Origin of the sequence: Xenorhabdus ehlersii (assembly GCF_003610465.1) — a bacterium.
GTDB lineage: Bacteria > Pseudomonadota > Gammaproteobacteria > Enterobacterales > Enterobacteriaceae > Xenorhabdus > Xenorhabdus ehlersii.
In genome coordinates, this window is sequence record NZ_RAQI01000002.1 from 509,511 (window position 1) to 528,000 (window position 18,490).

Consider the following 18,490-nt stretch of genomic DNA (forward strand, 5'->3'; position numbering starts at 1 on the left):
ATGTCTATATCATGCAATAATATTAACAACGAAAACCCACTTTCATTAGAGAATGCTTCTGCATCTCCCTCTTACAAAGTCCCACTCAGTTCTCCCCAGCAAGTTGTCTGGCTCGACCAGTTCTTCCGTCCTCATAGTATCTGCTATAACTTAGGTTCAGTGATTCTGGTTGAAGGAAAGTTGGATAAAGCGCTGCTAGTACGCGCTGTTGAGGCCGTTGTTTATCGTCATGATGCATTGCGTTTACGACTCGTTAAAACTCAGGAATTACCGCTGCAAACACTCACCGACACTTTGCCTGTATCCGTGACAATCCACGATTTCTCAGATCATGACAACGCAGAAGAACAGGCTGAACAATATATCCGTACTGCCTTCATGCGTCCGTTTGATTTGTACAATGAACTATGGCGTTTTGAACTGATACGGGTGAGTGATAATCGTTGGTACTGGCATTTCTGCTGTCATCATCTCATCGGGGATGGGATTACTTTAGGGCTTATTCCTGAAGAGATAGCTAACACGTATACTCGGTTAATCAGAGGAGAAAAATTTACCGAAACGGCCCCTTCTTATCTCGACTTTATTAATGAAGATCGCACCTATTTAAACTCACAGCGCTATCTACAAGACCAACAATTCTGGTCAGAGCGCTATAAAAACTTACCGCCAGCCTTAATTCAGCCATCAACTTTAGAGCAAACAACAGATAACGAACATGCCGAACCTTTAATTTGGTCACTGGATAACACGCTCTTCCAGCGAATCGAAGACACTGTCGCTGCACATGGATTGTCCGTCCTGCATTTTATGTATGCCGCGCTGGCTTGCTATTTCTCACGTACTGCTTACTCGCTGACAAACCGTACCGAAGATGAAGATATTGTTATTGGTATTCCCGTGCATAACCGTAAAAACAGTAAACAAAGACACACGGTGGGGATGTTTTCATCGGTGATTCCGGTCGGTATAACCGTTTCGCCCCATGATACTTTCCTTGATGTGATGGGCAAAACCGCAGCAGAATTGCGCCGTTGCTATAAACGTCAGCGCTTACCAATCGCAGAAATCAATCGACTCATACAAATCCAGCAGAAGACTGGGCGTGCTCAGTTATTCGATATCATGCTGTCATTTGAGCGGATAGACGTGAACGCCGATATACCCGACGCTACACTCAAATACTGCCAAATACAACGTGGCGCACCGTTCCCGCTTGTCATTGCTGTCCATCAATATGCATTCGCTAACAGTGAGGATGCCTATAAGCCTATCACGTTTGAGTTTAATTTTTCACCCAATTACCTGAGTCGTGCTGAAGTGGTAGCACTCCAATCTCGCCTCATGATGTTGATAGAAGCCGCCCTGACGTCTCCGAAAACCCAGATCCGAAACTTACCCCTACTACCACTAGCAGAGCAGCAGCAACTGTTAGTAGATTTCAATGCCACACAAATGGATTTCCCGCCCGATACCTTAGTCCATTCCCAGTTTGAAGCACTGGCAGAGCAACAACCCAATGCCCCCGCCGTGATATTTGAAGAGCAAACTATTCGTTATGGCGAACTGAACCGCCGTGCTAATCAGCTGGCCCATTACCTGATGGCGCTGGGCGTCCGTCCGGACAAACGCGTGGCGATTTGTGTCGAACGCAGTCTGGAAATGGTGGTCGGATTACTGGCTATTCTTAAAGCCGGTGGGGCCTATGTCCCGCTCGATCCGGCCTACCCAACCGAACGGCTGACGTATATGCTCCGAGATGCCGCTCCCGTGGCCTTACTTACCCAGACGACCCTCGCCGACGCCCTGAACAATACGGACTCCACGGCTGAGACCGACTATCTCACAATACTGCTTGATGCTCAGACAGCTTCTCTCGCTGAACAACCGACTCACAACCCAGATACACAGGCGCAGGGGCTGACACCACACCATTTGGCCTATGTCATCTACACGTCAGGCTCCACCGGATTACCCAAGGGGGTGGAAATGCCGCTGGCGGCCTTGTCAAACCTACTACAATGGCACCGACACCTCCCTGCACCGCCCGCCGGCACCGGCAAAACCCTGCAATTTGCTGCGCTGGGCTTCGATGTCGCCTTTCAGGAAATATTCACCACCCTGTGTGAAGGCGGCTGTCTGGTTCTGATTAATGAAACCCTGCGACAGGCGCCTCAACAGCTTCTCCGGCTGATTCAGCAACAACAGATTGACCGAATTTTCCTGCCCTATATTGCGCTCCAGCATCTGGCTGAAGCCGCTAATTACAGTGGAGAGGATTTTTCCTGTCTGGCGCATATTATCACCGCCGGCGAGCAATTGCGTATTACGCCAGCCATTCAGCGTTTCCTGCAACGGACCAACAACTGCCGGTTACATAATCACTATGGCCCGACAGAAAGCCATGTCGCTACGGCATACCAACTGGGTAAGGAAATGGCACAATGGCCAACATTGCCGCCCATCGGTCGCCCGATAGCCAACAACCGCATTTATCTTCTTGATGGGAACGGTCAGCCTGTGCCTGTGGGCGTGACCGGGGAAATCTATATCGCCGGCGCTGGCATAGCCCGTGGGTATCTCAACCGGCCTGAACTGACGGCTGAGCGCTTCCTGGTTGACCCGTTTTCCCCAAATCCCGATGACCGTATGTACAAAACCGGTGACCTTGGCCGCTGGCGACCCGATGGCAATATTGACTACCTCGGCCGTAATGATTTTCAGGTCAAACTGCGGGGTTTTCGCATTGAATTGGGGGAAATCGAAACACAGCTTATGCAGTGTCACGGGGTGCGCGAAGCCGTGGTGATTGCCCGCGAAGATGAACCCGGTCAGAAACGGCTGGTGGCCTATCTACGGCCGCGGGCGGGCGCTAAACTGGTGCCCGCTGAACTGCGTCAGCAACTCGCCCGACACCTTGCCGACTATATGCTGCCCACTGCATTTGTGATGCTGGAAACCTTCCCACTCACGCCCAATGGTAAACTTAACCGTCAGGCACTCCCTGCGCCGGATGATTCTGCCGTAGTGACGCGCAGCTATGAAGCGCCCGTCGGTGACATAGAAACGGCGTTGGCACAAATCTGGCAAGGCTTATTGGGACTGGCGCGAGTGGGCCGTCATGATCATTTCTTTGAGCTGGGTGGGCATTCCCTGCTTGCCGTCCAGCTTGTCGCCCGTATTCGTCAGGTATTGGCGCGGGAATTACCGTTACAAACCCTGTTTGCTCAACCGATCCTGATGGGGCTGGCCCAGACGCTGACAGGAGCGGCCACTATCACGCAAACAGTCATCCCCCTTGCGGATCGCAGCCAGCCCTTGCCTTTGTCCTTTGCTCAACAACGATTATGGTTCCTCGGTCAGCTCGATCCGGCGGCGAGTCAGGCCTATCATCTCCCTGCGGTACTGCGCTTAGCTGGTTCACTCAATCGCCATGCCCTGATAATGGCACTTGATCGTCTGGTGGCTCGACATGAAAGTCTGCGGACACGTTTTGTGCTGGTTGAAGGCCAACCCAGCCAGCAAATCGACCCTGCGGATATCGGTTTTTCCCTGTCCTGTCAAGACTTGCGTCAGCTCGATCCTGCTCTGCATATCGACCGTATTACTGAATTCGCGACTCTTGAAGCCCAAACCCCTTTCGATTTTGCTCAGGGACCACTTATCCGCGGCCAACTGCTGCAACTGGCCGATAAGGAACACGTGCTGCTGCTCACGCAACATCATATTATTACCGACGGCTGGTCTATTGGCGTGCTGGTACGCGAACTGGATGTTTTCTATCATGCGGTTCTCTACGACCATAATGATCCTTTGCCACCACTGCCCATTCAGTACGCCGATTATGCCGTTTGGCAGCGTGATTGGTTGCAAGCAGAGATGTTTACTGCACAGCGAAACTTCTGGCTCAATCAACTTGAAAATGCGCCCGCGTTATTATCACTCCCGACCGATCATCCTCGCCCAGCAGTACAGACTTATGTCGGCAGACAAGTACCTTTCCACCTTGATACCTCAGTACTGAATTCACTTAAGGAACTTGGACAACGCCATAACAGCACCTTATTTATGACCCTACTGGCTGGCTGGAGTATTGTACTCGCCAGGCTTAGTGGTCAGGATGATATTGTCATCGGCACCCCTGTCGCCAACCGCCCAAATCGTGAGCTTGAAGCGTTGATGGGCTTCTTCGTCAATACATTGGCTCTGCGCGTTAAATTCAATGATGAACTCAGTGTGGCTGATCTGCTTACTCAGGTTCGGGAGCAGGCGTTAGCCACCTATGCCCATCAGGATCTACCCTTTGAGCAGGTGGTGGAAGCATTACAACCTGAACGAAACTTGAGCCATAGCCCAATCTTTCAGGTCATGCTGGCTTTAGACAACACACCAGTTCAGAGCCAAACGTTGTCCAGTTTGCAGATCTCCCGAATTGAACTGGCGACCCATAGTGCCCACTTCGATTTAATGTTGTTGTTAACTGAAACCGACACTGGTTTGGTTGGCGGACTGGAATATGCCTCTGATCTGTTCGATGCCGAGACTGTTGAACGTATGGTCGGCTATTTGCAACGAGTACTGGCAGCAATGGTAACCGATGCAACCCAAGTCATTGCGAATTTGCCGATGTTGTCAGCTTCAGAGCAACAACAACTGTTGGTGGATTTTAACGCCACCCAAGCAGATTTTCCGCAAGACGCACTGATCCACCAACTGTTTGAAGAACAGGTGATCAATAGCCCTACCGCTACCGCGGTAGTGTGTGGAGATCAGACACTCAGTTATGATGAACTGAACCGCCAGGCCAATCGACTGGCCCATCATCTTATTGCCTTAGGGGTACGTCCGGATGATCGGGTAGCAATTTGTGTTGAGCGCAGCCCGGGCATGATGGTGGGTTTACTTGGTATTCTCAAGGCGGGGGGTGCCTATGTGCCGTTCGATCCTGCCTATCCAACCGAACGGCTGATGCATATGCTTGCAGATTCAGCGCCGATAGTGATACTGACCCAAACAAAACTTGCCGACAAGCTGGCTGGCACTATACCCACTGTTTTACTCGATAACGTCCTCAGCACCCAAAAACCATTTCTGCCAGCTCATAATCCCGACGCACAAGCACTGGGGTTAACCTCACGCCATCTGGCCTATGTGATCTACACATCAGGCTCTACCGGTTTGCCTAAAGGCGTGGCAATCGAGCACCGCAATACGGTGAATTTCCTGACCTGGGCACAACATACGTTTAGTCAGGAGGAGTTGGCACACACACTTTTTGCTACTTCCCTGAATTTTGATTTGTCGGTATACGAATGCTTTGCTCCTCTGCTCCTTGGCGGTACGGTTCACCTTATTACTGACATACTGTCACTGATTCATACAAGTTCAGCCAACCCAAAACCATTAGTCAGCCTTATCAATACCGTGCCATCGGCCATCTCACACCTGATGGAGACCAATGCACTACCCGCGAACATTCGGACGATCAATTTAGCGGGGGAAAGAGTAAGGCCGCACATTGTTGAACATTTATTTGCTCACTCAGGCGTACAGAATGTGTGCAATCTGTATGGCCCTTCAGAGACAACGACTTATTCGACCTGGACTCGAATGAACCGGACAACGGGATTTAATAGCCATATCGGGCGCCCGATTGCCAATACCCAGATTTATATTCTAGATCCACATGGACAGCCCGTACCACTTGGTGTTGTCGGGGAAATACATATTGCCGGTGCGGGGGTTGCCCGTGGTTACCTGAATCGTCCTGAACTGACCGCAGAACGTTTCCTCTCTGATCCGTTTTCCTCAGATCCCAATGCCCGCATGTACAAAACCGGCGACCTCGGCCGCTGGCTACCCGATGGTACGATTGACTACCTTGGCCGAAATGATTTTCAGGTTAAACTGCGGGGCTTCCGCATTGAACTGGGAGAAATCGAAGCCCAATTAATGCAATGCTATGGCGTGCAAGAAGCGGTAGTGATTGCCCGCGAAAATATTGACACTCCTGATGGAAACATGGGAGAACAGAAACGACTAGTCGCCTATTTGCGACCTCAGAACGGCATTGGGCTGGTTCCCGCAGAACTACGCCAACAGCTTGCCCAACACCTCGCTGAATACATGCTGCCCAGTGCCTTTGTGGTACTCGACACTTTCCCACTGACTGCCAACGGTAAACTTGACCGTCAAGCTCTCCCAGCCCCTGATGCGTTTTCAGTGATAGCACGTGGCTATGAAGCCCCACACGGAGAGGTGGAAATCGTTCTGGCGCAGATCTGGCAGGATCTATTGGGATTGGAACAAGTCGGCCGTCATGACCATTTCTTTGAACTGGGCGGTCATTCATTGATGATTGTCAGCCTGATCGAACGGCTGTACAGCCTCGGCTGGCAACTTGATGTTCGCAGTGTGTTCTCTGCACCTGTCTTGACTGAGATGGCACCGGCAATTAAGGGTGATATCGACGCTTTCGTGGTGCCGCCTAACTGTATTCCTACCGATTGCACAACCATTACGCCTGATATGCTGCCACTGGTTTCATTGACCCAAACCGAGATTGATGCCATCGTTGAAGCAACTCCTGGTGGGGTCAGCAATATACAGGATATTTATCCATTGGCACCGTTACAAGAAGGTATCCTGTTCCACCATTTGCGCCAATCCCAAGGCGACACTTATCTGTTACAGACCCTGATTGCTTTCGAAACTCGTGAGCGTCTTGACACTTTCCTGTCCGCTTTCCAACAAATCATTGACCGCCACGATATCCTGCGTACCGCGGCCTGCTGGCAAGGATTGATAAGGCCAGTCCAGGTAGTCTGGCGCCAGGCACCGTTATGTATCAATGTCTTTACTCCTGGTACAACGGATAACGTCCTGTCTCAACTAAGGGAACATACAAACCCGCGTCGGCATCGTCTCGATTTGAGCCGTGCTCCGCTATTCGCTGCTGATATCGCCCATGATCCGACACGGGATGAATGGTTGCTATCTTTGCGTTTCCATCATCTGGTCAGTGACCATATGACACTCGAGCTGATTTTTGCCGAAATTGCCCAAATACAACAGGGCCATGCGGATACCCTGCCGGCAACGTTGCCTTACCGCAACTTTATCGCCCGAACCTTAAGCGTGCCGGGTACTGAGCACGAAGATTATTTCCGTTCTCAATTGGCTGATATCGACACACCGACGACACCCTTCGGTGTACTCTCAATGCAGGATGATAATGAACCGATCGTCGAAGCCCATCTCTCGCTCGATCCGACTCTGGCGGAGGCTATACGTACTCAAGCCCGCCGTTTGGGAGTCAGTTCAGGTGTCTTGTTCCATGTTGCCTGGGCACAAGTGCTGGCACAAACCAGTGGCCGCGATGATGTGGTCTTTGGCTCCGTCCTATCAGGCCGATTACAGGGAGGAGCAGGTGCTTCCCGAATATTAGGGATGTTTATCAATACCCTGCCGATACGAATTCCCCTTGCCGATCATCATGTGCAAGAAGTGGTGCAGCTTACCTATCACAATTTAACGGCACTACTGGAACACGAACAAGCACCATTGGCACTGGCTCAACGTTGTAGCGGTGTGGCGCAGTCAATACCGCTGTTCAGTACCATACTCAATTACCGTCACAGCCAAATCACTGAGGGCGACGAAGCTAATGTAATTGAAATACCTCAAATAGATATGCGTATCGTTGCCATTGAGGAACGGACTAACTATCCGATTACCTTATCGGTAGATGATATGGGTATCGGTTTCCGCCTGACCGCACAAACGGTGGCAAGTATTGATCCGACACGTATAATTACTTATCTGGCGACTGCTATCAGTGGATTGGTCGATGCTTTGGCTCACAAACCACAACGATTAATTCAAGATCTATCAATTTTGCCAGCGACAGAACAGCAACAACTGTTGGTGGACTTTAATGCCACGCAAGTGGATTTTCCACAAAACGCCTTGATCCACCAACTGTTCGAAACCCAGGTGAAACATCATCCCGATGCAACAGCCGTCGTATTTGCAGAACAATCCCTGAGCTATGACGAACTTAACCGCCGTGCCAACCAACTGGCCCATTACCTGATTGCGCTGGGTGTGTGTCCAGACGATCGAATTGCCATCTGTGCCGAACGCAGTCTGGAAACCGTGGTTGGTTTGCTGGCTATTCTCAAGGCTGGCGGGGCCTACGTGCCGCTTGATCCAGGCTACCCGACTGAGCGACTGGTTTATATGCTTGAGGATGCAGAGCCTGTGGTTCTGCTGACCCAGACAGCACAAGTTAGCAGGTTAAACAACCTGATACCTACGGTATTGCTTGATACACAAGAACCGTTTTGGGCGGCACAACCGACTCACAACCCCAATACACAAACACGGGGTCTGACATCACAGAATTTGGCCTACGTAATCTATACCTCTGGCTCTACCGGGCAACCTAAAGGCGTGATGGTCGAGCATCGCAATGTCCTTCGTCTCATCGCTAATAGTGGCTTTGCTGATATTGATCCGAATGACTGTGTCGCCCATTGTGCCAATATCGCTTTTGATGCCTCGACCTGGGAAATCTGGTCCGCCCTGCTCAATGGAGCCAGCCTGCATGTGGTGCGACAATCGGTACTGCTCGATCCGGCACATTTCTGCGATTCACTGATCAAGGGACGCGTCACCGCCCTCTGGTTAACGGTGGGCTTGTTCAACGAATATCTCGATAGCCTCAAACCCCTGTTTGGACAATTGCGCTATCTGCTTATCGGCGGTGATGTTCTCGATCCGAAGAAGATACAACAGGTGCAATTGGCTGAATCTCAACCCGTCCACCTGATAAATTGCTATGGTCCAACGGAAACCACAACATTTGCTACTACCTATGCGATGATTTCTCCCATTGACGTGACGCGTTCCATTCCTATCGGCCGCCCTATTGCTAATACCCTGATTTATATCCTGGACCCACACGGCCAACCCGTTCCTCACGGTGTGATGGGGGAAATTTATATTGCCGGTGCCGGCGTAGCCCGCGGTTACCTCAATCGCCCTGAACTGACTGCCGAACGTTTCCTGACCGAATCCTTCACTTCAGCGTCAAACGCCCGCATGTACAAAACCGGTGACCTTGGCCGCTGGCTGCCCGATGGCAATATCGAATACCTCGGGCGCAATGATTTTCAGGTTAAGTTACGGGGCTTCCGCATTGAGTTGGGGGAAATCGAAGCCAGACTTACCCAATGTGACGGCGTACGTGAAGCGGTAGTGATTGCCCGCGAAGATGAATCCGGGCAAAGACGGCTGGTGGCCTATCTGTTACCGCAAGAGGGAATTGAACTGGAGCCTGCTGCACTGCGCCAGCAACTCGCTCAGCATCTCGCTGAATATATGTTGCCCAGTGCTTTTGTCACGCTGGAGTCCTTCCCGCTGACGCCCAATGGCAAACTCAACCGTCAGGCCCTGCCTGCACCTCATTTATCCGCAGTGGTAGCTCGCGGCGATGAAGCCCCCATCGGTGAGATAGAAATCCTCCTGGCTCAGATTTGGCAAGATTTGCTCGGACTGGAACAAGTAGGTCGCTACGATCATTTCTTTGAGCTAGGTGGTCATTCCTTGCTTGCCGTCCAACTCATCGCACACGTACGCCAAGATTTGGCACGGGATTTGTCACTCCAGCAACTCTTTGACCAGCCTATTTTGATGGATCTGGCTCAAACACTCACTGGCGTTTCAGCAACGACCCAGATGATGATCCCTGTTACTGATCGCAACCAGCCGTTATCTCTGTCCTTTGCTCAGCAAAGACTGTGGTTTCTGAGTCAGATCGATCAAGCAGCCAGTCTGGCCTATCATATTCCTCTGGCATTGCGCCTAATCGGTCAGCTTAATCGCCCTGCCTTAACCCGTGCATTTGACCAATTGATCGCCCGACATGAAAGCCTGCGTACCCGCTTTGTGCTGGTTTCCGGCCAACCTTATCAGCATATCGAACCGACTGGCATTAACTTTGCCCTGTCTTACCAAGACTTACGCTCGCTAGCACCGGAAACGCACTCCGACCATATTGCTGATTTGACCGCCCTCGAAGCACAGACGCCTTTTGACTTTACCCAAGGCCCCCTGATCCGCGGTCACCTGCTGCAACTCGCAAACGAAGAGCATGTCTTGCTGTTCACCCAGCACCATATTATCTCTGATGGCTGGTCCATCGGTGTATTGATGCATGAACTCAGCATTCTTTATCGCATTATTCTCGACAGCCAAGATATCGCCTTGCCGCCATTGCCGATCCAGTACGCCGATTATGCTGTCTGGCAGCGTCACTGGCTGCAAGAAGCGGCGCTCACGGCACAACGTGATTTCTGGCGCACTCAGCTTGAAGACGCGCCGGTCTTACTGACTCTCCCGACTGACCGACCGCGTCCAACTATACAAACTTTCGTCGGTGGTCGAGTCCCTGTGCACGTTGATGCTGGCTTATTAGCCTCACTGAAAAGGCTTGGGCAGCGCCATAACACCACCTTATTTATGACTGTGCTGAGCGCATGGGGCATCGTATTGTCCCGGCTTAGTGGGCTGGATGATATCGTTATCGGTACACCTGTCGCCAACCGCCCGCATCATGAACTTGAGGGATTAATCGGTTTCTTCGTTAATACACTGGCCTTGCGCGTCACCCTGAATGATTCCGCCACGGTCACTGAGCTGCTCAGCCAGGTTCGCGAGCGTGCACTGGCCGCCTATGCCCATCAGGATCTGCCCTTTGAGCAGGTGGTGGAAGCGCTCCAGCCTGAACGCAATCTCAGCTATAGCCCGATTTTCCAGGTCATGCTGGCCTTAAATAATACCCCCGCCCAGGCGCTGGCATTTCCCGATATCCAATGTATACCCATTGAACAGACGCACCCCAGCGCTCACTTTGATTTGACCTTATCACTCACTGAAACCGGAGCCGGTCTGGTCGGTGATCTGGCCTATGCAGCCGATCTGTTCGACGCCACTACCATTGAGCGGATGGTCGGTTACTTAACCAATGTACTGACCGCCATGGCGGCAGATGAAACACAACACATTACTACTTTACCCATGCTGTCCGCATCAGAACGGCAACAACTGCTGGTGGACTTCAATGCCACTCAGGCGGATTTCCCGCAAAACGCGTTGATCCACCAACTGTTTGAGGCGCAGGCCGCACAACATCCCGATACCCTTGCGGCTATCTGTGAAGATCAGACTCTGAGCTACGGTGAATTAAACCGCCGCGCTAATCGATTGGCCCATGATCTGATTACTCTGGGAGTACGTCCGGACGATCGGGTCGCCCTTTATGCCGAGCGCAGTCTGGAGATGGTGATCGGCTTGCTGGCTATCCTCAAGGCTGGTGGAGCATATGTGCCGCTCGATCCCATTTATCCGACCGAACGGCTGGTTTACATGGTTGAAGATGCCGCCCCGGTGGCTTTACTGACCCAAACTGTACTGGCCCGGTCAGAGTGGCTCGCTCAGTTTAACACTTTGCCCACCATCTTACTGGATAGCCACGAATCATGCCTGGCAACACAACCCTCTGATAATCCAGATGCACAGGTACTGGGGTTGGCGTCACACCATCTGGCCTATGTCATTTATACTTCCGGTTCGACCGGTCAACCGAAAGGAGTCATGATCGAACATCATAGTCTGTGCAATTTGATCATCACTCAGCAACATGCACTGGCACTGACCCCAGATAGTCACGTTTTACAGTTCGCCTCAAACAGTTTCGATGCCAGTATCTGGGAATGTTGTATGGCTCTCGTAACGGGTGCTCGCCTCTACCTGGCCAAACGGGCCAATCTGCTGCCCGGTGCAGTATTGTCCGGCTATTTAGCAGACCATTCCATCAGCCATGTTCTCCTGTCGCCCACTGCACTCGCCGCGATGGATGCCCTGCCCGATACCTTACAAACCTTGCTGGTGGGTGGCGAAGCCTGTCCGTCAACCTTAGTCAAACGCTGGTCACCAGGACGACAAATGCTCAATGCCTATGGGCCGACGGAAATCACGGTCTGTGCTACGCTCTATTCCTGTTCCTGCGCAGAGGATAACTCAGCAGATAATCCGCCACCGATTGGCCGCCCCATAGCCAATACCCAAATCTATATCCTTGATCCCCATTATCAGCCTGTCCCGCTTGGTGTCATGGGGGAGATCTATATTGCTGGTACGGGAGTCGCCCGTGGCTATCTTAATCGTGCCGAACTTACCACCGAGCGTTTCCTCGTTGATCCATTCTCTTCCAACCCCAATGCGCGGATGTACAAAACGGGAGATCTCGGACGCTGGCTCTCCAATGGTAATATTGAATACCTTGGCCGTAATGATTTCCAAATCAAGCTCCGTGGTTTCCGCATTGAATTGGGGGAAATCGAAACCCGACTCCGACAGTGCCATGGCGTGCGTGAAGCGGTGGTGCTGGCTCGTAAAGATGAAACAAATCAGAAACGTCTGGTGGCTTATCTGCTGCCTCAGGCGAACATTAAATTGGTGCCAGCCGAACTGCGCCAGCAACTTGCCCAGCATCTCGCCGACTATATGCTGCCGAGTGCTTTTGTCACGTTAACAACTTTTCCGTTAACGCCAAACGGAAAGCTTGACCATCAGGCGCTGCCTGAACCAGATTCATCTTCTATCGTGATGCGCAGCCATGAATCTCCGACTGGCGAAGCAGAAAACGCCCTGGCCCAGATCTGGCAAGAGCTATTGGGATTGCAGCAGGTCAGCCGTCACGACCATTTCTTTGAACTCGGCGGCCATTCGTTGATGATAGTCAGCCTGATCGAAGAACTGCGCAAGCTGGGTTGGCAACTTGACGTTCGTAGTGTATTCGCCGCCCCTATTCTGACCGACATGGCCCAGGCTCTCCAGCGTGGCGCCAATACCTTTATCGTGCCACCCAACCTTATTCCAGAGGGCTGCACAGCCATCACCCCCGATATGCTGCCACTGGTTTCCCTCTCCCAGGCTGAGATTGATGCCATCGTTGATACCGTTTCTGGCGGAATGCGTAATGTGCAGGATATCTATCCATTGTCTCCCTTGCAGGAAGGCATTCTGTTCCATCATCTGTTGCAGGTACAAGGTGACACCTATTTATTACAAATCATACTTGCCTTCGATACCCGCAAACGTCTTGATGCTTTCCTGGGTGCCTTACAGCAAGTTATTGATCGTCATGACATCCTGCGCACGGCGGTTTATTGGCAAGATCTGGCACAGTCGGTGCAAGTGGTTTGGCGTCAGGCACCGCTGACTGTCAATGTCTTTACTCCTGCCTCGACGGACGACATTCCGGCACAGTTACTGGCTCACACTGATCCGCTCCAGCACCGTATTGACCTGACTCAAGCCCCCTTATTTACGGCTGATATTGCCCTTGATCCGGCAAAAAATGAGTGGTTGCTGGCACTGCGTTTCCACCATCTGGTCAGCGACCATATGACACTGGATCTGATTTTCGCTGAGATTACCCAAATATTACGAGGAAATGCGGAAGCTCTACCCACCACGCTACCCTATCGCAACTTTATCGCTCAGATCCTCAATGTACCGAATTCAGTGCATGAGGATTACTTTCGCGAACAGCTCGCCGATATTGATGAGCCAACAGCGCCGTTCGGTGTACTCACTATTCCCAAAAACACGCCAAACGATGCCAAATCTGTATCTGTCGCCAAGTCCAGACTTTTACTCGCTCCTGAACTGGCTGAAGCCATTCGTGTTCAATCCCGTCGTTTGGGGGTCAGTCCCGGTGTCCTGTTCCATGTGGCCTGGGCGCAAGTATTGGCCCACACCAGCGGCCGCAATGACGTGGTGTTTGGCTCCGTGTTACTGGGCCGGCTGCAAGGCGGGGCGGGAGCTGACCGCATACTGGGGATGTTTATCAATACTCTCCCCCTGCGTATTTCTCTGGGCGGACGCACGGTAGAGGAAAGCGTGCAGGAAACCTATCAGCATCTAACCGCTTTGCTGGAACATGAGCAGGCCCCGCTGGCACTGGCACAACGGTACAGTGGTGTGGCCCACCCCATGCCGCTGTTCACCACCCTGCTCAATTATCGTCATAGTCAGGCTGACAGGGACGATACCATTGACACCATATGGACAGAAATGCGCCTGGTCGCGGCTGAGGAACAGACCAACTATCCCATTACCCTGTCAGTCGATGATTTAGGAGATAATTTCCAGCTGACGGCCCTGACCGTCACCGACATTGCGCCAGAACGCATCAATACCTATCTGACGACAGCCATCAGCGGTTTAATCGATGCCTTAGTTCATCATCCACAACAAGAAATCCGGGATATCCCCATCTTACCGGCGGCAGAGCGGCAACAATTGCTGGTGGACTTCAATGCCACTCAGGCGGATTTCCCGCAAGACGCATTGATCCATCAACTCGTTGAAGTCCAGGCATTACAACGCCCCCATGCCACAGCCGTGATCTACGAAGGGCAAACATTGAGCTATGAAGCATTGAACCAGTATGCCAATCGTCTGGCTCATCATTTGATTGCCCTAGGAGTACGCCCGGATGATCGGATCGCCATCTGTATCGAACGCAGTCTGGAGATGGTGGTCGGCTTACTGGCTATCCTGAAAGCCGGCGGGGCTTATGTCCCGCTCAATCCAGCCTACCCAACTGAACGACTGGCCTATATGCTCCAGGATGCGGCGCCAGTGGTGTTATTGACCCGGACAACACAACTAAACACGCTGCCCGATACCGTGCCGACAGTCTTACTTGATCCTTTATTTGACCGCCAGCAGCCGATATGGGCCACCCAGCCAGCGGATAATCCCGACGTACAAGCACAGGGACTGACATCCCGTCATCTGGCCTATGTGATTTACACGTCGGGTTCAACCGGCCAACCCAAAGGGGTGATGGTCGAGCATCGCAATGTCGTTAGCCTGATCATCAATAATGGCTTTGCCGATATCGGGCCTGACGACTGTATCGCCCATTGCGCCAATGTCTCATTTGACGCCGCCACCTGGGAAGTGTGGGCTGGCCTGATTCATGGGGCGCGTATTCTGCTCATCCCGGAAAAAACCCTGTTACAACCCACCCTTTTTGGTCAGTGCCTGTCATCGGAAGGGGTCAGTGCCCTCTTCCTGACCACGGCCCTGTTTAACCAATATGCAAACCTGATTGGGCCAGCCTTATCCGGCTTACGGTATGTTCTTTTTGGTGGGGAGCTGGCGGATACCCGTCCGGCCATTCACCTCAGAACCGCATATCCCCCCAAACACTTACTGCATGTCTATGGGCCAACGGAGACCACCACGTTTGCTACCGCCTATGAAATCCCGGCCATGGCAGACCAGCACGTTGACGGTAAGATCCCTGTCGGCCACCCAATCGCTAATACCCAGATTTATATTCTGGATACCCAGGGGCAACCGGTTCCCGTCGGCGTGGCGGGGGAAATCCATATCGCCGGTGACGGGGTGGCTCGCGGCTACCTGAACCGGCCTGAACTGACCGCTGAACGCTTCCTTGCCGATCCGTTCTCTTCGGAACCCCATGCCCGCCTGTACAAGACCGGTGACCTCGGCCGCTGGCGGTCCGATGGCAATATCGACTACCTCGGCCGCAATGATTTTCAGGTCAAACTACGCGGCTTTCGTATCGAGCTGGGGGAAATTGAAGCCAAACTCAGCCAATGTGACGGGGTACGTGAAGCAGTGGTGCTGGCCCGCGAAGATGCGCCGGGGCAGAAACGGCTGGTCGCTTACCTGCTGCCGCAGGAGGGGGCTGAGCTGGTGCCAGCTGAATTGCGCCAGCAACTCTCCCTGCACTTGGCTGACTATATGCTGCCCGGCGCCTTTATCACACTGAACGCCTTCCCGCTCACACCTAACGGCAAACTGGATCGTCTGGCCCTCCCTGCGCCGGATTTAGCGGCCGTGGTGGTCCGGGATTATGCCCCTCCCGTGGGCGAAACAGAAATTACCCTGGCCGAAATTTGGCAAGACCTGCTCGGCCTGGAACACGTCGGTCGTTACGATCACTTCTTCGAACTCGGTGGCCATTCCCTGCTGGCCGTTCAGCTGGCGGCCCGCATTCGTCAACAACTGGCCCGCGAGTTGCCATTACAGCAACTCTTTGACCAACCGCTTTTGATCGATCTGGCCCTCGCACTGACTGATACGGCAATCATCTCTCAGGTACACATCCCCGTGGCTGACCGCAGCCAGCCGTTGCCTCTGTCCTTTGCCCAGCAGCGTTTATGGTTCCTCGCTCAGCTCGATCCGGCGGCCAGTCTGGCTTACCATATTCCCATGGCGTTGCGCCTGACCGGTCAGCTTCATCGCCCAGCCCTGACCCGCGCCCTTGACCATCTGGTCGCCCGCCATGAAAGCCTGCGTACCCGCTTTGTGCTGGTTTCCGGGCAGCCCTGTCAGCATATCGATCCGGCTGATATCGGCTTTGCCCTGTCTTACCAAGATCTGCGCCCATTAACGCCGGACGCCCGTAGCAACCGTATTGCGGAATTAACGGATCACGAAGCACAGACGCCGTTTGATTTTATTCAAGGCCCGCTGCTCAGGGGTCACCTGCTGCAATTGACCGATGATGAACAGCACCTGCTGCTCACCCAGCATCATATTATCTCTGATGGCTGGTCCATCGGCGTATTGCTTCATGAACTCAGTATCCTTTACCGCGCCATCCTTGATGGTCAAGACGCTCCCTTACCGCCGCTGCCGATTCAGTATGCCGACTATGCGGTCTGGCAGCGTGGCAGGCTGCAAGAAGCCACTCTCACGGCCCAACGTGATTTCTGGTGTGCCCGGCTGGCCGGCGCACCGGCCTTACTAACGCTGCCCACCGACCGACCTCGCCCCGCAGTGCAGTCCTATGTGGGCAGCCGAATACCAGTCCACATTGATGCAGCATTACTCGCTTCGCTTAAAGAACTGGGACAGCGCCATAACACCACCCTGTTTATGACGGTACTCAGTGCCTGGAGCATCGTCCTCACCCGGCTCAGTGGGCAGGAGGATATTGTCATCGGTACGCCGGTGGCTAACCGCCCGCATCATGAACTGGAAGGACTAATCGGGTTCTTCGTCAATACGCTGGCTTTGCGTATCACGCTGGATAATTCTACCTGTGTCGCTGATTTACTCGCCCAGGTGCGGGAACACGCTTTCTCGGCCTATGCCCATCAGGATCTACCCTTTGAACAAGTGGTGGAAGCCCTCCAGCCCCAACGCAGCCTGAGTTACAGCCCAATCTTCCAGGTGATGCTGGCCTTAAACAACACGCCACAACACTTATCACTCCAGGAGCCAGCGTTACCTGATCTCCAGCTCTCTCTCGTTGAGCAGGCACACCATAGTGCACACTTTGATTTAACCTTATCCCTGACCGAAACCGAAGCCGGCCTGGTCGGCGAACTGGCCTATGCCACTGATTTATTCGATGCCACCACCATTGAGCGGATGGTCGGTTATCTGACAAATGTACTGACCGCAATGGTGACGGATGAAACCCAGCGGATTGTCACTCTGCCCATGCTGTCGGCATCGGAGCGACAACAACTGCTGACCGGCTTCAATGCCGCCCGGACGGATTTCCCACAAGCGGCACTGATCCACTCACTGTTTGAAGTGCAGGCCACACAGCACCCTGAAGCTATCGCTGCCGTATTTGGGGAGCAAACGATCAGCTATGGTGAGTTAAACCGCCGTGCCAATCAGTTAGCGCATTATCTGATCACGTTGGGAGTACGTCCGGACGATCGGATCGCGATTTGTGTCGAACGCAGTCTGGAAATGGTGATCGGCTTACTGGCAATTCTCAAGGCAGGTGGTGCCTATGTGCCGCTCGATCCGGTCTACCCCGCCGAACGCCTGGCCTATATACTGGAAGATGCCGCTCCGGTGGCTTTACTGACCCAAACCACATTATGCGACAAACTGAACAGCCCCTTGCCTGTGGTTTTGCTGGACAACCCTGAACCAGGCCGGGCAACACAACCGACTGACAATCCAAACGTTCAGGCGCTGGGCCTGACATCCCGTCATCTGGCCTATGTGATTTACACGTCGGGATCGACCGGAACACCGAAAGGTGTCATGGTTGAGCACGCCAATGTCACCCGCCTGTTAGCCGCCACACAAGCCCGTTTTCAGTTTGATGACCAGGATGTCTGGACGCTGTTCCACTCGTTTGCTTTCGATTTCTCCGTCTGGGAATTGTGGGGGGCGTTGGCTTACGGTGGCCGGCTGGTCATTATCTCAGCAGAATGTGCCCGTTCACCGCAGCTATTCTATTCGCTATTGTGCCGTGAACACGTCACAATATTGAACCAGACCCCCAGTGCTTTTCGTCAATTAATTTCCGCCCAAGATACGACTGCACATACGCTGCGGTGCATTATTTTTGGCGGCGAAGCCCTGGAATTATATACCCTGGCTCCGTGGGTGGAGCGCAACCCGA

Annotated in this window: 1 protein-coding gene (running past one end of the window); it reads left to right on the forward strand. The window is 52.9% G+C overall.

Features of this window, described 5'->3' with window-relative positions; all coding sequences use genetic code 11:
- Positions 1-18,490, forward strand: partial view of a non-ribosomal peptide synthetase gene (locus tag BDE27_RS08415; protein WP_120211338.1) — the 5' portion only. The gene runs 4,283 nt beyond the window's last position; only the first 18,490 of its 22,773 coding nucleotides appear in the window; it begins with the start codon at positions 1-3; its stop codon lies off the right edge, out of view.